Source organism: Sulfuricurvum sp. (assembly GCF_028713855.1).
In the GTDB taxonomy this organism is placed as follows: domain Bacteria; phylum Campylobacterota; class Campylobacteria; order Campylobacterales; family Sulfurimonadaceae; genus Sulfuricurvum.
Map to the genome: position 1 here is coordinate 245,393 of NZ_JAQTNN010000002.1, position 22,789 is coordinate 268,181.

Sequence of the window (22,789 nt, forward strand, 5' to 3'; positions counted from 1 at the left end):
AACAAGTTACAGATCTATTTTATAGCCTATGCCGTTTACATTGGAAATAATGTGGGGGTATGCTTTTTTACGAATTCCTCGTACAAGGGTTCTCAACGCATCCATACTCATCAAGGTGTCTTGCCAAACGTGGGTTTCAATAACCTCATAGGGGATGATAAGGCGCTTTTTGCTTAACAATATTTCAACTAATAGATACTCTTTTTTAGAGAGTTGAATGGTTGAATTGTCGGGATGGTTAATGGTTTTATTGATCGGGTCGTAACTGAACCCGTCATGTAAAGTGGTGTAGGCTGATGAATGACAATGGAGAAGTTTTTTTACTCCGACTGAGATCGCATCGAGCAGATCGCTATGATCGAACGGTTTTTTTAAACAACGGGTAGTATTGAGATTGATAGCATCCATTAAAATTTCTTGAGTTGTATAGGCTGTTGTAATGATGACAGGTGTTAGTACATCTTTTTGCCGGAGACAACGGATAAATTCCAACCCATTTTCATTGGATAGTTGCAGATCGACCAAAATGAGGTCAACTTTTTGCGTTCGAAAGAGATCGCAAGCTTTTGTGGAATTATCGGTTTCTAAAACTTTTAAACCGTTTTTACGTATCAACAGGGCATTGTTTTCCCGAATTCTAGAATCACTTTCGATATAGAGGAGCGTGAAATTGGCAGCTTTAAACATTAATCTTCTTCACCATCATTAGTATAAGCTAGCACTGTTTGATTTCTTCCTTGATTTTTAGCTTTATACATAGCTCTATCGGCATCTTTGATGGTTTCATCTATGCTTTTTGACGGATGATATTGGCTAATGCCGATACTGAGAGTTACAGGCTCAGTAAGACCGAAATCATGGTTCTGTACAAGGTTACGGAGTTTTTCTGCAATAGTGTATCCTATAGTTAAATCGGCTTTGGATAGAACAATGATAAATTCTTCTCCACCCCATCGGCAGAACAGGTCGCTTTTGCGGAGGGCATCGCGAGTCAGTGCCGAAAATTCAATCAATACACGATCCCCTTCCAAATGCCCATATCGATCATTAATGATTTTGAAATGGTCTATATCAATAAAAATAACGGTAAAGGTATTTTTACTGCGATATGCTTCTTCTACCTCGTGGCAAAGGAGTAGATTAAACTTGGATCGATTATAAATCCCTGTCAGCGAATCCATCGAGGCCTGCCGCAGCAGCTCTTTTTGTTCTGTAATATTCGTATAAATACCTAAGTATCCTAATATGCTATTGTTCCCTATCAGAGGTTCAATACATATCTTACTCCAATATACTTTACCGCATTTACTTTGATTTTTTATTTCACCGCACCACGATTTGCCTTTGGTAATTGTGTCCCATAAATTTGCAAACATCTCTTTTGGGGTGTCGGGATGGCGAATAATTTGATGATTTACACCGAGCAGTTCATTTCTGGTATAACCAGAAAGTATTTCAAAGCCCTTGCTGGCATCGATAATAATACCATTTCCATCAGTCGTAATGGAGACTAAATTGCGATCGAGTATTTCTGATTTAAGTTCTTCAATATGTGCGGAGTAATTGACCAAATATATCTCCTTTTAGAGATTATTGTAACCACAGATAATGAGATTTTAATGACGTTTTTGTTTTTCTGTACAACATGAAAAAAATAGCGTGCTAAAGTGATAAAAAGTTGGTGATTGGAGAGGTAAAAAATAGGGATTTAAAAGTGGTGACCCCAACGAGATTCGAACTCGTATGGCCAGAATGAAAATCTGGAATCCTAACCATTAGATGATGGGGCCACATAAATGTGGTTGAAAAAGTGGTGTCCCGTGATGGATTCGAACCATCGACCCCTTCATTAAAAGTGAAATGCTCTACCAGCTGAGCTAACGGGACGTAAATAACAATAAACTGTTCCAGCACAATTTATGGACGGGAATTATAGCGGTTGTAACCTTTTTTGTCAATAGATTTTAGACAAAAAGGGGACAAATGATGAAATTAGAAGAGATAATCGGCAATAATGCGGACATTGTTCTCATCATAGGCTTTAGTTTTGAACATTATTGTGCTCTCAGGGTCATAATTGATATGGGCTAAACGGGTGCGCAGACGAAATTCTTTGCGCGGTTGATAGGTCGCATCGAGATTATATTCGTCCGAATCGGGACGTGGATTTTGGGTGAGTGATGCAGGGTTGGATTGGACACTATCGCTTTGATCGATTTTCATGTATTTGGCGGAAATCTCGAACGTGGAGGCGGGGCGGTAGGTAAGGACAGTGCCGTAGGCTTCTGCTCCGGCATTTTCGCTCTCTCCGTCGATCTGTAGATCGGTATAGGTTATAAAGGCTCCCCATCCCATCTTCTCATACCGTCCCCCTGTTCCCAATAGGCTCTGATCGCCGATAAGGGTATACAGAGCACTTAGGCTCCATTCTCCCTTCGTGAGTGTCCCGCGTAGTCCTAGCAGATAGGTATCGACCTCTCCTGCGGCATGATCTCCGACACTCCGTTCGTTTAAATATTGCAATGCACCCGAGAAAGCTGTCCCCTCAGCGGATTTCCAAATTTCATTATTGATAACCTGCAGATACGGGGCATTCATCACATCCCGTACATAGGTGTCGTACAGTTCGACTTTCCATGCAGGAGTAGGAGAATAAATCACTCCAAGTACGGCGATATCACGGTCGATCCCAAGCGAGTAGGTTGGAGAGACAAAGGTGTCGGAGCCTTTGTATTTCCATCCGGTGATATAGGCGGCTTTGAACGTCGTATAGCTCAAAGATCGGTTTTCGATACTGAGCGCTTCGAAACTGTTCGGGAGCATCCGGTTGTAGTAATCGTTTGCGAGAGGAAGATCCAGGCGCTGACGACCGTATTTGAGGGAGGTATCGTGTCCCGTGTACTGAAGATAGGCTTCGCCGAGGGTATTGATGGAACTGCCATCGAGATTAAGATTATGGGTTTGTCCCGATTCGGGCATGTGGGTGAGTGAGGTAATGCCATTACTTGAAAAGAGTGAAACATCGCCGCTGAATCCAGCGTAAGGCGCCGTTTTGTAACTCAAAATCCCTCCGACGGTGAGGGCGGTACGGTCAATCCGCAGTTCGCGGTCACCGTCGTACCAAAAAGCGCGGAGATTACCGCTCACTTTTCCTTCGGTGAAAATATCCTCAAGACTCTGTGCCGATCCTGAAACACTAAAGAGCAGCGATAATAGAAGTGAGCGTTTAATCATTCGTTATTGACCCTGCTTTACTTCTTTGAGTTTTTGCAAGAACCCTTCGGGTGTGGCACCGCCCACCATCATCCGTCCGATTGGTTTGCCATCAGAGGTTAAGAAATAATAGGTAGGAGTGCCGAAAACCGTATAACCGTATTTGTCAGGGTGTTCTATGATATCGACTTCGATGGGGATGAAAAAAGTTTTGATGTATTCGGAGACGTCATCGTTTTCGTATACGGTTTTTTTCATGTAGTTACACATTTTGCACGTTTTGCTCGAAAACATCAGCATCACGACTTTATGCTCTTTTTTGGCTTTTGCCAATCCTTGCTCATAGGAAGGTGCCCAATCGAGTTCGGCGAAGAGCGAACTGCCGATCAGTAAGAGAGCTAAGAAGATTTTTTTCATGGTTTCTCCAATGTTTTAATATGGCTGATAAAGGTTTCAGCATCTTTAAATCCGATTAGATCGGCACTTTTGATGGATTTTCCACTCTCATCGAAAAAGATCATAGCCGGAGGACCGAAAAGATTGAACCGTTTTGCAAGCGCTTGCTCGGCGTCACTGTTGGCGGTTACGTCGGCTCGGATTAAAACATACTCTTTGAGTGATTCTATCACACGCGGGTCTTTGAAGGTGACATGATCGAGTTCTTTACACGAGGTACACCAGTCGGCATAAAAATCAAGCATCACTTTTTTCCCTTTGCTCTGTGCCAAAAAGGCATCCAGTTCCTCGGATGAGTGAATGATTTTAAACTCCATATCGCCGTTTTGACTCGATACGGGAGAAGACGGTATTCCATTGGCAAACGTGAGCGGTGCCAATGGATCTCCTGAGCCTTTAATCCCGCCGTAAAACAATATCAGACCATAGGCAAGGAATAGAATCCCAAGACCTTTTAAAAATGCTTTAAACCCTTTATAGTGTTCTCCTAACGGCTCCAATGCACCCAAATAAATCGATACGACAATCAACAATGCCGACAATAACAGCATGGAAACTGCCGGAGGGAGAATACGGCTGAGCATCCAGATGGCGATGGCGAGCATCACGACACCGAAAACATGCGATACCCTGTCCATCCATCCGCCCGGTCGAGGCATGTATTTGCCTGCACCCGTTCCGATTAAGAGTAACGGGACACCCATCCCAAGACTTAGAACAAAAAGTGCGCTACCGCCCAATAATGCATTCCCGCTCTGCCCGATATAAACCAATGCTCCGGCGAGCGGTGGCGCGACACACGGTCCTACGATCAGTGCCGATAAAAAGCCCATAATGGCGACACCAAGATATCCCCCCTTGGAACTTGCTTCATTAGAGGTTTTCGTAAGACGAGTTTGCCAAGATGAGGGAAGTCCTATTTTAAAGAATCCGAACATCGATACGGCTAAACCGACAAAAAGGAGTGCAAAAGTGGAAATTACCCACGGATTTTGCATCGCGATTTGAATGTTACCGCCGAATAATCCTGCCAATACTCCGGCGATGGTATAGGCAACGGACATGGAGAGAACATAAATGAGGGAGAGGATAAAACCTCTCATAGCACTCATATGTTTTCCCTGCGCGACAATGATAGAGGAGAGGATCGGAATCATCGGAAAAATGCACGGGGTCAGAGAGAGTAAAAGCCCGAAGGTAAAGAATGTCAGGAGAATCAGCGGTACATTTCCCTCGATAAACGTTTGGGTAATACGGTCGGTTTCAGAGACTGTGATCGGGCTTTTTTTCACCGATGGAGATGCTGTTACCGGGGTCGCTGCCTTGCCTTTGAAGACAAGCTTTGCCGTTTCAATATTAAAGGTAAACCGGGTATCGATCGGTTCATAACAAAGCCCTTGTTCGGAACATCCTTGATAGCTCAGTTGTAGGGTAATGGGAACGATCGTGTCTATCGGTCGATCTTTGGCAAGTTTGATATCGATAACGGGTGATGTGGTAAACACTATTTCACCCTCATGATTGACCCCCTCTGGCAAGGTGATATGATCGATGATAACACCGCTGTTTTTTTCAACAATAGTGGCTTTGATTTTGGATTTATAGAGGTAAATACTCTCACCCAGTTCGATAGTAGCACTAACCGTGCATTTCTTCTTCATGTACGCCGAAGCTTTGAACGCCTCTTCGGGCATCAAAAATTTGGGTTCGGCAAAGACCAAGGTAGTGAGAAACAATACCAATAATAAAAAAACTCTCATGTGGTTAATTCATCCTCTTTTAAAATGTTAATACTTTGTCGCTCTGAATCACCCATTCGGTGAGCTGATCCATCGTCGAGGAGATCTCTTCACTGAAATAAGGGGCGTTTTTGTAGAGCCCGCACCGTGCGTTGCACGTTCCGCAGGCACGAACGTTCACGCCGCGTTCATACAGCTTTTTGATCGTATCGTGCAAATCAAAATCGTATATCTCCGGTTTCACACAAATACCGCGCGCCAAATCGACGGCATCGTTCATCAAGAATATATTGACCGCTTCACCGTTTTTATGAAGATTCTTTGCCAAACGGAGCGCATTGTAGGTAATGTCGCTGCCATCATAGGGTTCATGGCTCAAAATCAAGGTAATCATATCAATCTCCTTATTGCTCTTTGGTCAGCAAAGTAACCCCCAAGCCGGTTTCAATCGGGTATCCTTCTTGAGCCCACCCTTTAAGTCCGCCTTTGAGCGTTGTTGCATTGGTAAATCCAAGTTTTCTAAGTGTTTGTGCCGCCAATGCGCCCCGGCTTCCGCCACGGCAATAGGTGACGATCACGGCATTTTTGTCTTTGATTTTATTGAGCACTTCAAATTCGAGATTTCCGCGTGTGATTGCCATGGTGCTCGGTGCGTAGATTTCACCCTCTGCACGCTGATTCTCTTCACGTACGTCCATCACGATTACTTTTTTTTCGGCATCTAGCATCTCTTTGAGTTGCTTGGGAGTCAATTCACCTGCCTCTTGTCTCGCAGTGTCGATCAATTTCTCGCTTTCTGGATGTCCGGCCATTAGAGACGATCCCATCATAAAAGCTACAAGTATTAGTCCAATTTTAAACGTTTTCATCAATAACCCTCAAGTACTTAAGATATTAGCTAAATAGCTAAGTTATTTGTATGATAGTACAATTACAATAATCTGTCAAGGGTTTAATGAATCGGGATATACGCGAAATGCTCATTTTGCTTATCAATCAGCCCGATTGTCGAGTTGGGTGTCAGCTTGACATAGTCATACACATTGCTTTTATCAATTTTGAGTGCTCTCATTGTTGCTTCGCACATTAAAAATTCTACTTCATAGGTATCTGCCATTGTCGCAAGGCGTTTGGCTAACTGATCATGTTCAGCAGCAAGTTTTTTGTCATCCTTATACGGTGAATTTTTCAAATCTTTGACGAAGAATTTGTAGGCATCGCCATGAACGACAACGGCGACATCGAGTTTTTCCAATTTTCCTTCATAGTAACTCTTTTCGAACGCAATCCCTTGGAGCACTTTTTTCTCAAACGTACCGATATCTCCGGTTTTTAAATCAAACACAACCAGTTTGACCCCTTCTTCGGCAAATAAAATTCCTGATAAAGCCAGAATGAGCAAGCATTTTTTCATGATGAGCCTTTGTGAAGATTTTATATCATTGTAATAGCCCATTGTAAAAATATTGTAAATATACTAATTAGCTAAATACTGAAATTATAACATTCTATTTAGCTAATTTGCTAATTTCATCTCGTATGCTATAATCAACGAATACTTTAGAATTATTTAGTAAAAAGGGATTGTATGCTCGATATGGAACAAAAGCTCAAAATCTTTAAAGCACTGAGCAATGAGACCCGTTTTTTGATTTTTAAAAATGTTTTTACGGGGGGATATACCTGCTCACTGGATAAAAAGCAGCCCGGTGTCGAGGTTAATCCTATCGCTACCTGCGTCAGTACCATCGCAGAGCATTTTAATTTTTCCCTTCCGACCATTTCCGCCCATATCAAAGAGCTCAAAGAGGCGAAGATTATCACGGTAGAGAAAAAGGGGAATAAAGTGTACATCGAACCCAACATTGAAACGATCCGTGAGATGGCGGGATGTTTTCAGACGTTGGTGAGTAATTTTGATGAGAATCGGGAACTATTTTTCGGCGATACTCTTACGGTGCAATGAGAAACTGCCTATATTAGCTTGCAGTACCTACAATAGGTTTCAAGACAAAAAAGCAATAGTGTTGTTCACTTCCGCTCGGAGTGATATGCGTTTCATCCATCACATTAATGATATCAAAGCGATCTTTCACAAGATTTTTCATTTGCTCTTCGTTGTATTGACGCACAGGCAATGCACTGCAGCTATCCGGTCCATTTACACCAAATGTGCCAATAATGGCGTGACCGTCAGGAGAGAGTGATTTATGCAGTGTCTCAAAGTAGGCTTGCTGCTCTTCTTCTTTTTGAAGGAAATGAAACACAGCCCGATCGTGCCATACGTCAAATAACTTTGCTGATGAAAAAGTGCAAACATTTCCGACACAATAGAGGGGTAGATCAGCGGAAGCACCAAGCCGTTTTTTGACAATTTCCAATGCGCTGGAAGAAAGATCGAGCAGTGTAATGTCACAATAGCCTGAATCAATCAGTGTGTCTGCAAGGACAGATGCACCACAACCGACGTCAATAATACGATCTTTGGAAGTTGAACCAATTTTTTCTAAAAGAGAAAGGGAAATCGCAGGTGTTTCTTGATACCAGCCGACTTTGCTTATGTCTTTTGTCGTATAGACATTTTCCCAGTGGCGTTGTTTGACATTTCCATCCCCTTTAATCGCTCTAAAGGTAGCTCCAACGGTGGTGGATGATGTTGTGTAGTGGTTGATTCCCATAAACTCAACATCCAAAAATCCCGCTTCGTTCATCATCTCAATCAGTTCTTCTTTTTTGAGCGTTCCCTCAACACAATTGGCCCAATCACCCTCTGAAGGTTGCGAACAGCACGACGTTGCACACGTCCCTTCGGATACATCAATCATATCCGCGAAATAGAGTTTCCCGTTCGGTTTAAGGACACGAAAAATCTCAGCAAATACTGTAGGCTTAGAGGAGGCGAGATTAATGGCTCCGTTGGAGATAACAATATCGACGCTTTCATTCTCAATAGGAAGATGCTCAAGATTACCTTCAATGACTTCAACCGTCTCAAAGCCTGCTTCTTGTGCGTGACGTGCGGCGGTTTGAACCATCATTGGTGTTAGGTCGACACCGATCACTTTTCCTGTTTTTCCTACGTGTAATGCTGCAACACATACGTCAACACCCGCTCCGCATCCCAAATCCAAGACACTCGAGCCTTCCGGAAACTCTCCGATTGAAAAAGGATTGCCGACAGCAGCACAGTAATCCCAAATATGCGAGGGTAGAGCATCAAGCCACTCCTCTTCATAGCCGTGAGCTTTGGCGTTATTTAACCCTTTGTCCCATCCAAAATCTTTTTCTGGATTAAGAGCCAATTGCGTGTATAAAGCAATAACTCCTTGTGTTGCACATGCAGATGTTGCCATAATGAATCCTTATGTGTAGCGATTTAGCTATTTTGCTAAATTGTTTGCACAATGGTATAATATTGCACATTAATTGTCAAGGTGCCCCGATGCTCGATATGGATAAAAAAATAAAAATATTTAAAGCTCTCGGTCACGAGACCCGTTTTCTGATTTTCAAGAATGTCTTTACCGGAGGGTATGCCTGTTCTATTGACCAGACTAAACCCAAAGACGACATCATTGCCCAAGCCACGTGCGTCAGTTCTATAGCCGAACATTTCAACTACTCGTTACCAACGATTTCACGTCATCTGAAAGAACTTAAAGACGCAGATATTATCATTATGCGAAAAGTGGCAAGTAAAATTTACATCGAACCTAATTTTGAGACAATCAAAGAAATAGCGGGATGTTTTGAGAATCTTGTCAGTAATTTTGAACAAAATCACGCCTATATTTTTGACAATACAAAAGAGGAAGTCTAATTCCCTTTAATTTGTTTCTCAGTTTTTAATCAATACCATTCGTTTAACAAATTAGCAAATTTGCTAAATAAGTAATTGGAGACATAATGAAAAAAATTGCAATAATGATATTGTTGAGTATAGGGCTTAATGCTGCACAATTCAACTGGATTTATACCTATAAGGAAGCTTCGGCTAAAGCACTTAAAGAGAACAAGCCGATGGTCGTCTATATGCACCGTCCCGGTTGTGAATCGTGCGATTTCTTGGAGCAAAAAGTTTTTAATGACGAAAATTTGAGTGCTTATGTCAATGAACATTATGTGCCGGTATTGCTCAATGTCAAAAAATCAGATGCTCCAAAACAGCTTGTTGTTAAAGCAAGCCCCGTATTTCACTTCGTTAACGGAAAAGGTGAATTTATTGAGGAGACTCAATATGGCGGTAAGAACGCTAAATTATTCCTAAAAATTCTTCAAGACGTAGAATCCAAATATACCAAAAAATGATTTTAGTCTGAGTACAATGTTGGTACGAAGATAATAAGGAACTGAACTATGACATGGCTCATTGTAAAATACCTACTAACCGCAGGAGTCGTGGTTCTCGTCTCCGAGATGGCAAAACGGAGTGATAAGCTTGGAGGATTGGTTGCGGCATTGCCGATCGTAACCTTTTTAGCACTCATATGGCTTTATGTTGAAAATCAAAGTACCGAAAAGATCGCCAACCATGCGTGGTATACGTTTTGGTACGTTGTCCCGACATTGCCGATGTTTTTGGCGTTTCCGATATTGTTGGAAAAAATCGGTTTTTGGTGGGCAATGGGGACGTCGGTGATGATTACGGTGGTCTGTTTTATTGCTTTTTCGCTTGTTGTCCGGCAGTTTGGAATCGAGTTGTGGTAAAAGCGACACTGTTAATATTTGATTAAATTCTTTAGTCAGAGAACATGATAAACTGCTCTCACAATTTAATAGGGGTTATAGGATGAAAATAAAAATTATTGGTGCAGTGCTCATGGTATTCACTTTTAACCAATCGCTTTTGGCAATGGATATGGGTATGATGCAAGAGGATGACAATAGGCAATCCTTAGGCATTAAAGGGACCATGCAGGGGACACACCAATTATCCAATATGCGAGAACATTTGATTGCTTTGTCAGAAATCGTACAACTTATGAATACTGCAAAATATGATGAAGCGTCTAAGATTGCATCTGAAAAATTGGGTTTAACACTTGAAAAGAACACGATGTGCGGAAGTTTTAATAACAAATCTTTTGAGGAAATGGGGGTTAGATTTCACAAATCAGCAGATGATCTTGCCCAAACATTAAAGACGAAAGATCAGAAAAAATCTATGGTGGCCTTGGAAAAAGTATTGAACGGGTGTGTACTCTGTCATAGTACGTTTAAACAATAACGACACTTCTTTATCCATACTTCGGTAATATAAGATCAGTTTTATGAAAGGGAGTTATATGCCGTCGATGAAGTTTTTTTTGCTCTTTGTCTTCACTCTGAGCGCAAGTGCTGGCGTATTAACACTTGATGAGGCGGTTTTAATGGCTTTGAAATCTCATCCCGACGTGCAATCGGCATCGTTAAAGGTTGAAAGCGCCAATGCCGACACCCGTTCCATCCAAGCCTCTTTGTATCCTCGTATCGATCTAAATGCCGATTATTTTCCGACAAAAACTTTTGTTATGCCTTCAAACGGTACATTCTCAACTCGTCAAAATAACGCATTTCATGCTGATGTCAGCGCAAGCTATACGTTATGGGATTTTGGGCGGAATGTGGATAGACGTCAAGCAGCAGGTTACAATGAAGAAGAGTCTGCTTCGGATAAAGTCTCTTTGGAAAACAGCATCATCGAGCAAGTATGGCTTCGTTATACGACCGTCGCGTATTTGGAGCGGCTGATCGATACGGCGCAAAAATCATCACAATTTTACAAAGAGCAGTATCATCAATCGGTGAAGATGCGTGAAGCGGGATTAAAAACACAAGCCGATGAATCGAGGTTTAAAGCCTCTTGGATGGAAGCTGATGAGCATCTTCGTGCCACTCGTGCTGAAGTCGATAAAACACTTTTGGCTCTGGGGTTATTGGTCGGGAGTAATCAGCCCATTACTATTGACGAAGAGGATTTTGATCGTCGTGTGAACGCTATTTCTTACACAGCAGACGATTTGGGTCTATTGCGTCAAGAACTCTCAAAGAATAATCCAAAGCTCATAGCGCTTAAGGCTATAATTGATCATTCCAAAGCGCTCTCCGATGCGGCTTCCAAAGAAGCTTACGGGACGGTATCGCTTGTCGGCTCTTACGGACACGACAATTCGCTTTCTTCGTACGACAGTTCGCAGATAGGGGTCAAAGGGACGATTCCCCTTTATGATGGCGGCAAAATGAGTGCCGATGCGCAAAAAAGCCGTATTGCATTTACTCTCGCTCAAAAAGAGTATGAGAGTGCCGAGCGGGCATTATGGCAGGAATTATACGGTGCGATAATCGATCTTAAACGTTCCGATGAGACGATTGCGACCAAGACCGGGGTTATTGATGCTACGCAACGGGCATTGTCTCTTATGGAGGGACGATACGCCCAAGGGTTGGCGACCTATATCGACGTTTTAGAATCACAGAGTGTTTTGGAGAGCGCCCGTATTGCACATGCTGAGGCAAAACTTCAAAAAATACGAGCATGGGCGCAGATACGGCGTTTATTGAATAAAGGGTGTGACAATGACATTTGCAAAAATTAAGCCGATATTCATCGGTGTGGGGATCGCCGCCGTAATCGGAGGCGTGGTTTATACCAAGATGCATCTTTCTAAGACGACGCCTGAGCTGGTTACGCCTAACAAAGAGAAACCGATTGAAAGCGTCAGCGGAGTGGGAACACTGGAAGCCAAAGAGATCATTATCCTCGCTTCTAAAAGTACTGCTAAAATTAGCGCGCTTTATGCCGATGAAGGGGATCGTGTCCGAAAAGGGGAGGTCTTGGCACGTATGGAACTTTCCGAATTGGCAGGGAACCAAGCGGAAAGCGGTGCTCTAATCGATAAAAGCCATGCTCAAATGGCGAGTCAAAAAGCCCTAATCGAGGATTTAAAAGCGAAAAAAGATTTAGCTGATACGACATTGAAACGGTATCAAAGCCTTAGTAAAGGGGGATATGTGACACAAGCGGAGCTTGATAGTGCCGATGCAACGGCGCGGAGTGCACATGCTCTTTTAGTGAGCGCACAAGAGGGATTGATACAGTCACAGCATGAGATTGAACGCGCACGCGGATCGCTCCATGCCATCAATGCTAAAATCAGCGATCTTTCCCTCCAATCCCCTATTAATGGAATCGTTATTTCTCGCGACGCCGAAGCGGGAAGCACTATCGGTTCAGGATCGAGCGTATTTCGGCTTGCTAACCCCGAAACGGTGTGGGTGAAGGTTTACATAGACGAGCGTCAAAGCGGAAGGTTAGCGGTGGGTCAAAAAGCAACCGTTAATCTCCGCTCTTTCCCGGATAAAAAATTCAGCGGGGAAGTTCGTCGAATCGGCGTAGAGAGTGATCGAATCACGGAAGAGAGGGTAGTATATATCGGATTGGATACACTCCCCGATCCGTTGCATTTGGGAGAACAAGTCGAAGCACAAATTATGATCGCTCCCAAAGGCTCTTCGCACCCATGATCAATTTAGCCGCACGCGATATCGCTCACTCAAAAGGGAAGTTTATTACCACCGCATTGGGTGTCGGAATGTTGATCGGAGTGGTACTCATTATGATCGGGGTCTATCGGGGGATGGTACATGATGCGATGATTGTCCCTAATGACATCGGTCCCGATTTGTGGGTCGTCCAAAAAGATACGTTAGGTCCCTTTGCCGAAAATTCACGGTTGCATGAAGATCTCAAATACTCTCTTAAAGGGTTTTTAGGGGTCAAGGATGTCTATCCTCTGACGTTTCAGAGTTTACAGATTCACCAAGGGGTAAAACCGATTCGCGTTTATGCTCTTGGGTACGAAGCAGGGGGCGGTTTTGAACCTTTCACTCTGATCGAGGGGAGAGCGATAGCGATTACACACCGTGAGATTATCGTCGATAAAAATACGGGATTCAAACTCAATGATCAAATTAAATTAGGTCGTAATATCTATACGGTAGTGGGGATGACGCGTAAAGCGGTTTCTTCGGGGGGTGATCCGATGATTTATCTCGACCTGAGCGAGGCACAAGAGTTACAATTTTTGTTTAGCAATGAGCAAATTCGTAATGACCGTGCTCGTGGTGGAAATGGAGGATCGACGGATACCGTTAATACATTCGCCATCACATTACAGAGCGGATTTGAGCCTGAATCTGTTGCAAAAGAGATCCGTAGATGGAAACACCAAGAGGTTTATACCGCTCAGGAGCAATCGGGAATTCTCACAAAAAATTTGATTGAGCGTTCTGCCAAACAGATCGGGATGTTTACGGTGATTTTACTCATCGTCTCTTCTGTCATTATCTCTCTCATCATCTACACGATGACAATGGGGAAAATCAAAGAGATTGCAATTTTAAAATTGATCGGAGCATCCAATTTCATCATTATTAAAATGATTGCTTTGCAATCGCTTCTTCTAGGGATCATGGCTTTTATTGGAGGAAATCTCTTTGCCCATGCGAGTGCCAACCTATTTCCAAAAACGGTTATCCTCATCCCCACCGATGCGTTAAAGCTTTTTGTTGTGGTGATTATAGTCAGTATCCTTGCATCGCTCTCAGGGATTCGTTCTGCGCTACGGATTGAGCCTGCAACTGCGATAGGGGGGTGATATGCGCGAACTTGTTATAGCAGTAGAGAAAATATCAAAAACGTATGGCTCCGGAGAAAGTGCTGTCACTGCGATCAAAGAAGCAACATTTGAAATTTATTCGGGAGAGACGGTTGCACTTCTTGGCCCCAGCGGCTCGGGTAAAACGACATTGATTACAATGATTGGCTGTATCACCGAACCTACGACGGGTAAACTTACACTGAATGGTAATTTGATGTATGAGGGGGGATGGAAGGTAAACGATACCCGTCAAATCCGGCGTGAAAAAATTGGATTTATTTTTCAAACGCATAATTTGATCCCTTTTCTCAATGTTTTAGAAAATGTGACATTGATTCCTCAAATGAATGGGATAAAAAAAAGTGAAGCCGATCAAAAGGCCAAAGACCTTTTGGACTATTTAGGGGTAGGTGACAAGATAACAAAGTTTCCTTCGCATCTTTCCGGAGGGCAAAGTCAAAGGGTAGCCATCGCTAGGTCATTGGCAAATAACCCTAAGATTATTTTAGCCGATGAGCCCACAGCCGCGTTAGATGCGGATCGAGCGCTTTCGGTCATGCAATTACTGAAAAAACTTTCCATTGAGCAAAAGGTAGCTATAGTCGTTGTCACACATGATGAGCGGATGCTGCCGCTGTTTGATCGAATTTTACGCGTTGAAGACGGGTATGTTCAAGAAATAATACAACAGCATACGGCTGAGTATTCCCAAAAGTAACATTGTAATTGCTTATAAATTAATAGATTTAAATTCTTCTTTAATGAATAGAAAATTATGATAATATTGTGATAGATTAACGAAAATAAAGGGACAGAGTGATTAAATTTATTGTTTTAGTATGGGTAATGGTTATCGGAGTATTTGCCGCCCCGATTCAAAATGACGATCAGTTTAAAACAGCGGTTGCATCGATGGGAAAAGAGAATAAACTCGTACTGATGATTTACACGACCGACGATTGTCCCGAATGTGCTTATATGAAGCAAAAAGTTTTTCACGATAAATCGGTAGAGCCGTACATGAATCGTAATTTCGTTGTGATTGAGAAAAACGTCCACAAAAGCAAACTTCCCGACGGGTATGATTTTTTCGGGATTCCGACGATGTTTTTTATCGATAAAGCAGGCATTAAAAAAGAAACACTTGTAGGAAGTCAGCGTCCCAAACCATTTTTGGCAGATCTTCGCCGTATCCGAGGGATCAAATGAGAGGGGTGTTTTTAGCTCTTTTGATGGGAACTTCTTTGAGTGCCTACGATGTGGCTCATCTGAAAAAAGCATTGGAAGAGAAAGAGTGCATCGGATGCGATCTGCGGGGAGCTAATTTATCCAAAAGCGATTTTAGCGGCGGGGATTTTCACGGCAGTGATCTCAGTAATGCCGATTTGAGTGGAAGTATGTTTGAGATGGGGGATTTCAATGACTGCAATCTCAGCGGGGCTAACGTCGAAAAAGCCCTTTTTTGGAAGGGGACGATGAAACGCTCCGATCTTACCCATATCCGTGCGCGCGGGGCAAATTTCAAAGGGACGCATTTGGAACAGAGTAATCTGAGTTTTGCCGATCTTCGAGAGACTAAAAGCTGGAAAGCTAATTTTTCAGATGCTCTCCTGTATAAAACCGATTTTACGAATGCAGAGTTAGGTGATGCCAAGTTTATTCGTAATGATTTACACTTAGCCAAAATGAAAAATACGCTGTTATGGCAGACTCGCTTTAGTAATACCGTGATGAGTAAAGTACAATGCGCCCATGCCAAAAAAGAAGAGGCGCTTTTGGACGCCAATGTGACGTGCCGCTGAGCCACAGTGATTAGGAATTAAATATTAACTCGATTCTAAAATACGTTTCATCCTGTGTGATGGTGTAATCAAATCCTATTTCACGACTCAGTCGTTTTAATATTTTTTCTCCTATCTTGGAGCTGAATAAGTATTTCTCATGTCCTATTTGATTACCTATCCAAAGTTGTCTTTTCGATGAATCACATCCAACTTCTATTGTACTATTCTCTTGTGCATACGTAATAGCATTTTCAAGCAAAGCACTTAATACTTTGAAAAGTAATCGCGCTGAGGCCAAAACACTAAATGTTTCATTCGGAAGTACTAATGTGAGTCCTTTGCGTTGAATTAAAATTGCCATCTTATTTTCAAGTATTTTAAGCATTTGAATGATTCCAATATGGCTTGTTTCTTCAAAATCTGAACTCTCAAGAAAAAGAACATTTTTAAGTTCTCTTGTTAATCTTTCTATATCGTGCCCAAGATCGATAATAAATTTGTCTTTATTATAATTAATACTATTTTCATAGACATCCAGCCGTGACCTCATTAGTGCCAAAGGTGTTTTAAGTTCATGAGCAGCTTCTTTAAATAATTCAGCTTCTTTTTGGCGATATCCTTCCAATCGTCTGACTAAAGCATCGAAAGCGGTCGAGACCTCTTTAATCTCGGAAGAAGCATCATCCAAAACCAAATCGAATGGACTTTCCCGTTTCCATTCTCTTGTTTTGATTGCTAATAATTCTAATGGTCTCATATAAAAATCAAGCGTAAATATAATAATAATTAAAATAATAAGCAAAGAGATAATATAGCGAATAAGTAGTTTTTGAGTGTATTTATAAGTGGCTTTGTCAATTTTTTGGTGATCGCTGATCGCATTAAGATAATAATTATTGGAGAGTTTTATAGATGAAGCGATTAGCTTGTCATTGGTCCTATGCGGATTGGCTGAAATAACAAAACGGAGTGCGTTCACTTCTGAATCACTTAAAATCATTATGTTGTGCGGAATAGTGTAGAGAAAATTTACATTACTGGATGGGTTCAAAGGGATCGTTATATATTCGTCGGTACTCTCAACAAGAAGGTGTTTAAGAACATTTTCTACCTCTTCTTCTTTTTGTGTATGGATCGTCTTTACTGCAATTAATAAGTTTATACTAAACGCTATAGCAAGCCCTATTGAAAAAATAAGGGCAATTTTAAATTTTAGGGATCTTGCCCATTTAAATTGCAATTAAATATCCTCGTGTTTTTATGGTTTTAATAATACCGGGATGAAGCTTACGACGCAGACGTCCGATCAGTTCATCAATCGCATTGGAAGTAATATTTTGAGGATTGTCATAAAGCGCGTCCATGATTTCATCACGAGAAGCAATATTTCCCCGCTCTAAAAGATAAAAAAATAATTTTTGCTCGTTGCTGGTCAGAAGAATTTCATTCCCGGCTTTTTTGATTGTTTTGGAATGTGTGTCGATCTCAATATCTTCAAAGTTTTTTACTTTTGGTGCATAACGACGTGACAAGGCAATCAAACGCGCTCGCAGTTCTTTAATATCAAACGGTTTTTCCAGATAGTCATCCGCCCCATATTCAAGACCCTGAACTTTTTCATCAATGCTTCCCAGTGCACTAAGGACTAATATACCCATAGAAGAGTTTTTATGTCTAGCGTAAGTGATTAATTCTCTTACACGATCTTTCCCATGAAAGGTACGGTCGACCAGAAAAATCTGGTACGAGTATGCATCCAGATATGTTTTGGCATCATTTACATCACTGACGGTATCAATAATCCACTCTGCATTTTGCAAAGAAAGTTTTAATAATTCAAGGAGCTCAGGCTCGTCATCAGCAATGAGTATACGCATTTACAACTCTTTCACTCCGCTCATGAATATCTTAATGGTTTTGTCTTTTAATTCTCTTTTAATAGCTGCAGAGAGAACTACCGTTTCGGTTTCATGCATGAAAAGACGAAACAACCCAAAATCCCGTCTTGCACTGACTTGTTCTTCGGCGCTTATTAAAAAAGCTCCGGCACTGTAGCGTTTGCAAGGGAAAAAGTAGAAATCATCATATCCTTCTTCCAATAATAAATCAACCAATATATCTTTATTGGCAATTTCAAAGTAAATATCCATACTTGTCATGCTCATCATTTACCCTTTTTGTAAATCATTTTAAACGCAGGCGGCAAAATGAGAAGTGTTAAAATCGTTGATGTTACCAATCCCCCCAATACAACTATCGCCAGCGGTTTTTGGATTTCACTCCCGACGCCTGAGGCAAACAGCAACGGTAAAAGACCCAAAGCGGCTATAAAAGCCGTCATAAGGACAGGGCGAAGCCGTCTGCGTGCCCCCTCTGCAACCGCATCATCGATTGAATAGCCATTTCCTAAAAGGGTATTAAAATAACTGACCATAACAACCCCGTTGAGTACCGCGATTCCGAAAAGTGCGATAAATCCGACGGATGCCGGAACAGAGAGATACTCTCCGCTCAAATACAGTGAAATGATACCTCCGGTCACTGCAAACGGAATGTTAAGCAAAATAAGAGCGGTCGCACTCACAGAACGGAATGTAAAGAAAAGAATCAGGAAAATGACCCCGATACTGATGGGGATAACCGTCATTAACTTAGCGGCAGCACGTTGCTGATTTTCAAATTGTCCGCCGTACACGATGCTATACCCTTGAGGAAGTTTAATATTGGTATCGATTTTTTGTTTGGCTTCCTCTACAAAGCCGACCAAATCCCGCCCTTCAACATTCGCGCGAACCGTACTGTATCGTTTCCCATTTTCACGATCTACCTTCAAAGCCCCTTCACTGGTTTCAATTTGAGCCACACTTGAAATAGGGACCGAGAATCCGTCGCTTAAGGGAAGCTCCAGTGATTTGAAAAGCTCCATATCTTGAGAGACTTCACTGTCAAGCCTCATCAAAACGGGGATTCTTGTATTATCGACCGAAAGCTCATCAATCGTAACCCCTTCTAAAGCCGTTTTTAGAAACAGTTCGAGTTCAGCCGTATCAACACCGGTCTTGGCCGATTCGGTCCGGTTAGGTTTTACGCTGAGATAATTTACCCCTTCGTTAAGTGTTGTAAACACTTCGGACGACCCTTTTATCTCGCCAAGCGTATCGGCAATAGTTTGACTGAGTTCATTCAGTTTGTCAATGTCGTTTCCATAAATCTTGATCGCCAAATCACCCCGGGAACCTGTTAGCATTTCCGATATACGCATTTCGATCGGTTGGGTAAAGCTAAAACTGATGCCCGGAAAATTTTTAAGCGACTCTTGAATTTTACTTTTGATCTCTTCTTTATTCTTCGCTTTCCATTCTGTTTGCGGTTTTAGCGTAATAAACGTATCCGTTTGATTTAACCCCATAGGATCCAGTCCGAGTTCATCGGATCCGGTTCTCGCAACAATCGTTTTGATTTCAGGAACATGCTCAATTAACGTACGTTGTATGGCCAGATTAAGTTCTTTGGATTTTTCAAGTGAAATAGAAGGAGGGGTTTCAATCCCTAAAATAATATCTCCCTCATCCAAAGTCGGCATGAAGCTTTTTCCTACAAATGCGAACAGAGTAAAGCTGATAATTAAGAAAACAATAGCTCCGGTAAAAAGGACTTTTGTACGGGTCAATGCAAATTTGAGCATCGGTTCATACAAACGCGCAAAGAATTTACCGACAAACGTATCTTCATGAGGGGTACTCTTTAAAATCAAAGAACTCACAACCGGAATAAGCGTTAATGACAGAAGAAGCGAACCGAAAAGTGCGAAAACGATCGTCATCGCTACCGGAGCAAATAATTTCCCTTCCAGTCCTTCCAGTGTCAATAACGGTAAAAAGACGACGGCAATAATCAAAATACCGCTGAAAACGGCGGTACTCACCTCTTTGGTAGCTCGATAAATTTGATGCAATTTTGGAAGTGACGTATCATTTTCACTTAGTTTGGCAAACGCATTTTCAACGACTACGACAGCGGAATCAACTAGCATACCGATGGCGATAGCCAATCCTCCCAAACTCATCAAATTGGCACTCAATCCAAAATATTTCATCATTAAAAAAGCAATCGCGATTGAAAACGGCAAGATGACACTTACGGCTATTGCCGCACGGACATCCCCCAAAAAGACCATTAACAGAACGATAACCAATACGATAGCTTCCACCAACGCTTTGGAAACCGTACCGACTGCCTTCTCGATAAGATTGCTCCGATCATAAAAAGGGACAATACTCACACCTGCGGGAAGCATCGGTTTCAGTTGATCGAGCCTTTCTTTGATCTGTGAAATAGTCTCTTGGGCATTTGCCCCTTTAAGCGTCAGGACCAGACCCTCAGTCGCTTCTCCGACACCATCTTTGGTAACAAATCCCAATCGCGTTCTCGAATCGTCTCGTACTTCACAAAAATCGCCTACACGGATCGGTCCGTTATGGGAATGGATCGTGATATTAGCAATTTCACTCGCATCTTTGACACCGCTTTGAACTTTAACCAAATAGCTCTCTTCGTTTGCGTCGACCCGTCCCGCACCGTCATTTTTCAGATTTTTTTCCAAAGTATCCTGCAATGTACTCAAAGGAATCCCCAGATTGCGCATTGCCGTATAATCAGGCTGTACTACAATAGCACGAGCTTCACCGCCAAGCGAATTGACATCCGCCACCCCTTTTGCACCCCGTAATACCGGACGAATGACAAAATCGAGTAATTCACGTTTCTCTTTTGGGCTTATATTCCCTTCAATCGTAAACATAAATGCTTCGCCCAACGGTGTCGTGATAGGTGCCATCCCCCCTTCCACCCCTTTTGGAAGTGACGGCAAAAGCGATGCAAGTTTTTCAGAAACTTGATTACGCGCCCGATAAATATCCGTACCGTCATTAAAATCAATCGTTATGTCGGCAATCGCATATTTTGATGTACTCTTGAGAAGCTTTTCATTTTCCAATCCCAATAATTCTGCTTCTAACGGTTTAACAACACGGTTTTCAACCTCTTCAGGGGTCATTCCCGGTGCTTTCAAAATGATTTTCACCTGAGTCGATGAAATATCCGGAAAAGCATCAATCGGTATTTTATAAAACGAATAGACCCCATACCCGAATAGGGCCAGGGAGAGGAGAATGACGATGAGCCGCTGTTTGAGAGAAAATTCAATAATAGAGTTCAGCATTATTCAAATCCCAATCCGCTTAATGCACCTTTTAGGGTAATGATCCCGTCACTCGCAACTTTTGATGCAGAGTCCAACCCCTCAGGTTTCACTGCGATATAATCTTTATAAATCTTCTGAATCTGTATGGTTTGAGGTTTAAATCCTGTCGGCGTTAGTACAAAGCAGATATCATTTTTCTTGTATTTAGTAACCGAAGAGCGTGGAATTAATATCCATTTATCGGTTTGCATTGAAGCAATATAAAACTCACCCGAAGTCCCTGCACGGTTATTATTGTTGGCATTCAAGACAGCAATAGCGGTCGCAGAATTACTCATGACATCCACGGCGGAAGAGACTGCTGTGATCTTTCCGGCTTCTGCACCTGTCTTGTCCATAACCAGCGCACCTTTATGGATGCTTCCGATCATTTTAGGAGGGATTTTGATAAACGCACTGAGGGCATTTGCACTGGCAATTTTTAGATAAGGGACAAACGGTTCAATCTTTTCTCCGGCTTTGAGAGGAGCATGCGCCAATATACCGCTTTGACGGGCTCTAATCGTAAACATCATCCCGTTTTTCGGGTGAATATCCGCACCTGAAAAAACAAATCGGTTTTCTATCTCGGCGACTTTGGATTTCAGACTCAGAACTTCAATGCTGCTTTTTTGCGATTCGCGCAAAGATATCACTCCGTCTTTGTACAGAGTATCATCTTTTTTTGCATACTCTTGAGCCAATTTAAGGCGATTTCGAAGATCGTTGAGCTCATAGCTGCTTGAAAGTAATTCTGAAGAGGCAATGGTGCAAATCACTTCCCCTTTTTTGACGCTATCCCCGGTTTGTTTCATCAGCTCCGCCACCGTAGCTTCACCGCTTAACGTATAACTTCTAGCACCCTTGTCGCTGTAATCAAATGTTCCGATAAACGGTCCCATGGCTTCAGACTTGATCATTCGTACTTGTTCTACTGCGATGCCCATTTTTTTCATCTGAGCTTCATTCATTGTAATTTGTGCCATTAATGCCGTAGCACTTAATAGAATCAATAAACTTTTTTTCATTACCAAATCCCCCCTAGTTTTTCTTCGATTGCAGACATTTCTTCAATGTAGTTTTGTTTGACTTGCAGCGTGCGTAAGCGTGCATCATAGTAAGCGTTTTTGGATGCAAGATATTCAAACTGCCCAATTACACCCCCCTCATACCCTTTTTGAGCTATCGTAAAGAGAGTTTCATAACTGTTTTCGTTTTCGCTTAAAACCTTGATTCTCTCTTCACGCTCTTGTAAATGTTCCACCAATCCGCGAACACTGATGTGAAGTTTTTGTTTGCTTACTTCTCGCAAATGGACCAAAGCACTTCGTTCGCTCATCAATGCGGCAACTTTATTCTCATTTTTACTGCTGAGTGCCAGCGGAACGGTCAGACGGAAATCTAGACTATTTTGTGTAGGCTCCTGTGTCATTCCAACCCCAAGTGAGACGGATTCGATTGTAGAGTGGCGCAACGTGGAAATCTGGGCATCTATCGCTTCAATCCGGACGTTCAATGATTTCAACAACGGTGCATTGTTAATACGCTCCTCCAATGCAGCTGTTTTTATAAATTCAAAATTTATGTCATCGACGATAACGTTTTCCTGCGACATAACCGATTCTTTTAGATAGTGCTGTGCATGTTCAGCTTCCATCATTACCGCGGCTACTTCTTGAAGTGTATTTTTGTATTCGCTTTCCAAACGCAAAAGTT

General features: G+C 42.1%; 26 protein-coding genes and 2 tRNA genes. 11 read left to right on the top strand and 17 right to left on the bottom strand.

What is annotated here, in order from left to right:
- Positions 1–6: 6 nt before the first annotated feature.
- The 10 genes from PHI47_RS03260 to PHI47_RS03305 form a co-directional block, all read right to left on the bottom strand.
- Positions 7–687: a response regulator gene (locus PHI47_RS03260; protein ID WP_299933709.1), complete on the bottom strand. Its 681-nt coding sequence runs from the start codon at positions 685–687 to the stop codon at positions 7–9.
- A complete protein-coding gene (locus tag PHI47_RS03265) occupies positions 687–1,571 on the bottom strand; it encodes a sensor domain-containing diguanylate cyclase (RefSeq protein WP_299933711.1) in 885 nt (294 codons plus the stop codon). Before PHI47_RS03265 ends, PHI47_RS03260 begins: the two co-directional genes overlap by 1 nt.
- 144 nt (positions 1,572–1,715) lie before the next feature.
- Positions 1,716–1,790: transfer RNA gene (locus tag PHI47_RS03270), tRNA-Glu, on the bottom strand.
- A 21-nt stretch (positions 1,791–1,811) separates the two neighbouring features.
- A tRNA-Lys gene (locus PHI47_RS03275) sits at positions 1,812–1,887 on the bottom strand.
- A 105-nt stretch (positions 1,888–1,992) separates the two neighbouring features.
- Positions 1,993–3,234, bottom strand: a complete 1,242-nt coding sequence (locus PHI47_RS03280; protein ID WP_299933713.1) for an OprD family outer membrane porin — start codon at positions 3,232–3,234, stop codon at positions 1,993–1,995.
- A gap of 3 nt (positions 3,235–3,237) precedes the next feature.
- The gene (locus PHI47_RS03285) at positions 3,238–3,630 is read right to left on the bottom strand and encodes a DUF255 domain-containing protein (RefSeq protein WP_299933715.1); all 393 of its coding nucleotides are present in this window, start codon (positions 3,628–3,630) and stop codon (positions 3,238–3,240) included.
- Positions 3,627–5,429, bottom strand: coding sequence for a protein-disulfide reductase DsbD (gene dsbD / locus PHI47_RS03290; protein ID WP_299933717.1), 1,803 nt, complete (start codon positions 5,427–5,429; stop codon positions 3,627–3,629). Before dsbD ends, PHI47_RS03285 begins: the two co-directional genes overlap by 4 nt.
- A gap of 19 nt (positions 5,430–5,448) precedes the next feature.
- The gene (locus PHI47_RS03295; protein ID WP_299933719.1) at positions 5,449–5,802 is read right to left on the bottom strand and encodes a DsrE family protein; all 354 of its coding nucleotides are present in this window, start codon (positions 5,800–5,802) and stop codon (positions 5,449–5,451) included.
- Positions 5,803–5,812: 10 nt separating this feature from the next.
- Positions 5,813–6,277, bottom strand: a complete 465-nt coding sequence (locus PHI47_RS03300) for a rhodanese-like domain-containing protein (RefSeq protein WP_299933721.1) — start codon at positions 6,275–6,277, stop codon at positions 5,813–5,815.
- An 83-nt stretch (positions 6,278–6,360) separates the two neighbouring features.
- A complete protein-coding gene (locus PHI47_RS03305) occupies positions 6,361–6,822 on the bottom strand; it encodes a DsrE family protein (protein ID WP_299933724.1) in 462 nt (153 codons plus the stop codon).
- 174 nt (positions 6,823–6,996) lie between these two features.
- Between PHI47_RS03305 and PHI47_RS03310 the strand changes: the two genes are divergently transcribed.
- A complete protein-coding gene (locus PHI47_RS03310) occupies positions 6,997–7,374 on the top strand; it encodes a helix-turn-helix transcriptional regulator (RefSeq protein ID WP_299933726.1) in 378 nt (125 codons plus the stop codon).
- Between the two features lie 13 nt (positions 7,375–7,387).
- On the opposite strand, the gene PHI47_RS03315 is transcribed toward PHI47_RS03310, so the two are convergent.
- The gene (locus PHI47_RS03315; protein ID WP_299933728.1) at positions 7,388–8,761 is read right to left on the bottom strand and encodes a methyltransferase domain-containing protein; all 1,374 of its coding nucleotides are present in this window, start codon (positions 8,759–8,761) and stop codon (positions 7,388–7,390) included.
- 89 nt (positions 8,762–8,850) lie between these two features.
- Here PHI47_RS03315 and PHI47_RS03320 point away from each other — a divergent pair, with 89 nt between their 5' ends.
- The 10 genes from PHI47_RS03320 (at position 8,851) to PHI47_RS03365 (ending at position 15,849) form a co-directional block, all read left to right on the top strand.
- Entirely contained in the window at positions 8,851–9,228 is a 378-nt protein-coding gene (locus PHI47_RS03320; protein ID WP_299933729.1) for a metalloregulator ArsR/SmtB family transcription factor, read from the top strand.
- Positions 9,229–9,314: 86 nt separating this feature from the next.
- A complete protein-coding gene (locus PHI47_RS03325; RefSeq protein WP_299933731.1) occupies positions 9,315–9,716 on the top strand; it encodes a thioredoxin family protein in 402 nt (133 codons plus the stop codon).
- A 48-nt stretch (positions 9,717–9,764) separates the two neighbouring features.
- Positions 9,765–10,115: a DUF3147 family protein gene (locus PHI47_RS03330; protein WP_299933733.1), complete on the top strand. Its 351-nt coding sequence runs from the start codon at positions 9,765–9,767 to the stop codon at positions 10,113–10,115.
- 82 nt (positions 10,116–10,197) lie between these two features.
- On the top strand, positions 10,198–10,635 hold the full coding sequence (locus PHI47_RS03335) for a cytochrome c (RefSeq protein ID WP_299933735.1): 438 nt from the start codon (positions 10,198–10,200) through the stop codon (positions 10,633–10,635).
- Positions 10,636–10,702: 67 nt separating this feature from the next.
- Positions 10,703–11,983 (top strand): TolC family protein, encoded by a 1,281-nt coding sequence (locus tag PHI47_RS03340; protein WP_299933737.1) that lies wholly within the window; start codon positions 10,703–10,705, stop codon positions 11,981–11,983.
- Entirely contained in the window at positions 11,964–12,911 is a 948-nt protein-coding gene (locus PHI47_RS03345; protein ID WP_299933739.1) for an efflux RND transporter periplasmic adaptor subunit, read from the top strand. Before PHI47_RS03340 ends, PHI47_RS03345 begins: the two co-directional genes overlap by 20 nt.
- Positions 12,908–14,044 carry an ABC transporter permease gene (locus PHI47_RS03350; protein WP_299933742.1) on the top strand — a complete coding sequence of 379 codons (1,137 nt, stop codon included), beginning with the start codon at positions 12,908–12,910 and terminating at the stop codon, positions 14,042–14,044. The genes PHI47_RS03345 and PHI47_RS03350 overlap by 4 nt, the downstream gene beginning before the upstream one ends.
- 1 nt (position 14,045) lies before the next feature.
- Complete coding sequence (locus PHI47_RS03355) at positions 14,046–14,765, top strand: ABC transporter ATP-binding protein (RefSeq protein ID WP_299933744.1); 720 nt, start codon at positions 14,046–14,048, stop codon at positions 14,763–14,765.
- Between the two features lie 98 nt (positions 14,766–14,863).
- Positions 14,864–15,256, top strand: a complete 393-nt coding sequence (locus PHI47_RS03360) for a thioredoxin family protein (protein WP_299933746.1) — start codon at positions 14,864–14,866, stop codon at positions 15,254–15,256.
- A complete protein-coding gene (locus PHI47_RS03365; protein ID WP_299933749.1) occupies positions 15,253–15,849 on the top strand; it encodes a pentapeptide repeat-containing protein in 597 nt (198 codons plus the stop codon). The genes PHI47_RS03360 and PHI47_RS03365 overlap by 4 nt, the downstream gene beginning before the upstream one ends.
- A 10-nt stretch (positions 15,850–15,859) precedes the next feature.
- On the opposite strand, the gene PHI47_RS03370 is transcribed toward PHI47_RS03365, so the two are convergent.
- The 6 genes from PHI47_RS03370 to PHI47_RS03395 form a co-directional block, all read right to left on the bottom strand.
- On the bottom strand, positions 15,860–17,071 hold the full coding sequence (locus tag PHI47_RS03370) for a hypothetical protein (protein WP_299933751.1): 1,212 nt from the start codon (positions 17,069–17,071) through the stop codon (positions 15,860–15,862).
- Positions 17,061–17,708, bottom strand: coding sequence for a response regulator transcription factor (locus PHI47_RS03375; RefSeq protein ID WP_299933753.1), 648 nt, complete (start codon positions 17,706–17,708; stop codon positions 17,061–17,063). Before PHI47_RS03375 ends, PHI47_RS03370 begins: the two co-directional genes overlap by 11 nt.
- Positions 17,709–17,990: a DUF3240 family protein gene (locus tag PHI47_RS03380; RefSeq protein WP_299933755.1), complete on the bottom strand. Its 282-nt coding sequence runs from the start codon at positions 17,988–17,990 to the stop codon at positions 17,709–17,711.
- Between the two features lie 5 nt (positions 17,991–17,995).
- Entirely contained in the window at positions 17,996–21,052 is a 3,057-nt protein-coding gene (locus tag PHI47_RS03385) for an efflux RND transporter permease subunit (protein WP_299933757.1), read from the bottom strand.
- Positions 21,052–22,101, bottom strand: a complete 1,050-nt coding sequence (locus tag PHI47_RS03390) for an efflux RND transporter periplasmic adaptor subunit (RefSeq protein WP_299933759.1) — start codon at positions 22,099–22,101, stop codon at positions 21,052–21,054. The genes PHI47_RS03385 and PHI47_RS03390 overlap by 1 nt, the downstream gene beginning before the upstream one ends.
- A partial coding sequence (locus tag PHI47_RS03395) for a TolC family protein (protein WP_299933761.1) occupies positions 22,101–22,789 on the bottom strand: 689 nt, incomplete at its 5' end. The genes PHI47_RS03395 and PHI47_RS03390, both read right to left, overlap by 1 nt.

Excerpts from the sequence above, each read along its gene's own strand:
- PHI47_RS03260 (WP_299933709.1), bottom strand. The coding sequence starts at position 687 with ATGTTTAAAGCTGCCAATTTCACGCTCCTCTATATCGAAAGTGATTCT.
- PHI47_RS03280 (WP_299933713.1), bottom strand. The coding sequence starts at position 3,234 with ATGATTAAACGCTCACTTCTATTATCGCTGCTCTTTAGTGTTTCAGGA.
- PHI47_RS03285 (WP_299933715.1), bottom strand. The coding sequence starts at position 3,630 with ATGAAAAAAATCTTCTTAGCTCTCTTACTGATCGGCAGTTCGCTCTTC.
- dsbD (WP_299933717.1), bottom strand. The coding sequence starts at position 5,429 with ATGAGAGTTTTTTTATTATTGGTATTGTTTCTCACTACCTTGGTCTTT.
- PHI47_RS03295 (WP_299933719.1), bottom strand. The coding sequence starts at position 5,802 with ATGATTACCTTGATTTTGAGCCATGAACCCTATGATGGCAGCGACATT.
- PHI47_RS03300 (WP_299933721.1), bottom strand. The coding sequence starts at position 6,277 with ATGAAAACGTTTAAAATTGGACTAATACTTGTAGCTTTTATGATGGGA.
- PHI47_RS03305 (WP_299933724.1), bottom strand. The coding sequence starts at position 6,822 with ATGAAAAAATGCTTGCTCATTCTGGCTTTATCAGGAATTTTATTTGCC.
- PHI47_RS03310 (WP_299933726.1), top strand. The coding sequence starts at position 6,997 with ATGCTCGATATGGAACAAAAGCTCAAAATCTTTAAAGCACTGAGCAAT.
- PHI47_RS03315 (WP_299933728.1), bottom strand. The coding sequence starts at position 8,761 with ATGGCAACATCTGCATGTGCAACACAAGGAGTTATTGCTTTATACACG.
- PHI47_RS03320 (WP_299933729.1), top strand. The coding sequence starts at position 8,851 with ATGCTCGATATGGATAAAAAAATAAAAATATTTAAAGCTCTCGGTCAC.
- PHI47_RS03325 (WP_299933731.1), top strand. The coding sequence starts at position 9,315 with ATGAAAAAAATTGCAATAATGATATTGTTGAGTATAGGGCTTAATGCT.
- PHI47_RS03330 (WP_299933733.1), top strand. The coding sequence starts at position 9,765 with ATGACATGGCTCATTGTAAAATACCTACTAACCGCAGGAGTCGTGGTT.
- PHI47_RS03335 (WP_299933735.1), top strand. The coding sequence starts at position 10,198 with ATGAAAATAAAAATTATTGGTGCAGTGCTCATGGTATTCACTTTTAAC.
- PHI47_RS03340 (WP_299933737.1), top strand. The coding sequence starts at position 10,703 with ATGAAGTTTTTTTTGCTCTTTGTCTTCACTCTGAGCGCAAGTGCTGGC.
- PHI47_RS03345 (WP_299933739.1), top strand. The coding sequence starts at position 11,964 with ATGACATTTGCAAAAATTAAGCCGATATTCATCGGTGTGGGGATCGCC.
- PHI47_RS03350 (WP_299933742.1), top strand. The coding sequence starts at position 12,908 with ATGATCAATTTAGCCGCACGCGATATCGCTCACTCAAAAGGGAAGTTT.
- PHI47_RS03355 (WP_299933744.1), top strand. The coding sequence starts at position 14,046 with ATGCGCGAACTTGTTATAGCAGTAGAGAAAATATCAAAAACGTATGGC.
- PHI47_RS03365 (WP_299933749.1), top strand. The coding sequence starts at position 15,253 with ATGAGAGGGGTGTTTTTAGCTCTTTTGATGGGAACTTCTTTGAGTGCC.
- PHI47_RS03375 (WP_299933753.1), bottom strand. The coding sequence starts at position 17,708 with ATGCGTATACTCATTGCTGATGACGAGCCTGAGCTCCTTGAATTATTA.
- PHI47_RS03380 (WP_299933755.1), bottom strand. The coding sequence starts at position 17,990 with ATGACAAGTATGGATATTTACTTTGAAATTGCCAATAAAGATATATTG.
- PHI47_RS03385 (WP_299933757.1), bottom strand. The coding sequence starts at position 21,052 with ATGCTGAACTCTATTATTGAATTTTCTCTCAAACAGCGGCTCATCGTC.
- PHI47_RS03390 (WP_299933759.1), bottom strand. The coding sequence starts at position 22,101 with ATGAAAAAAAGTTTATTGATTCTATTAAGTGCTACGGCATTAATGGCA.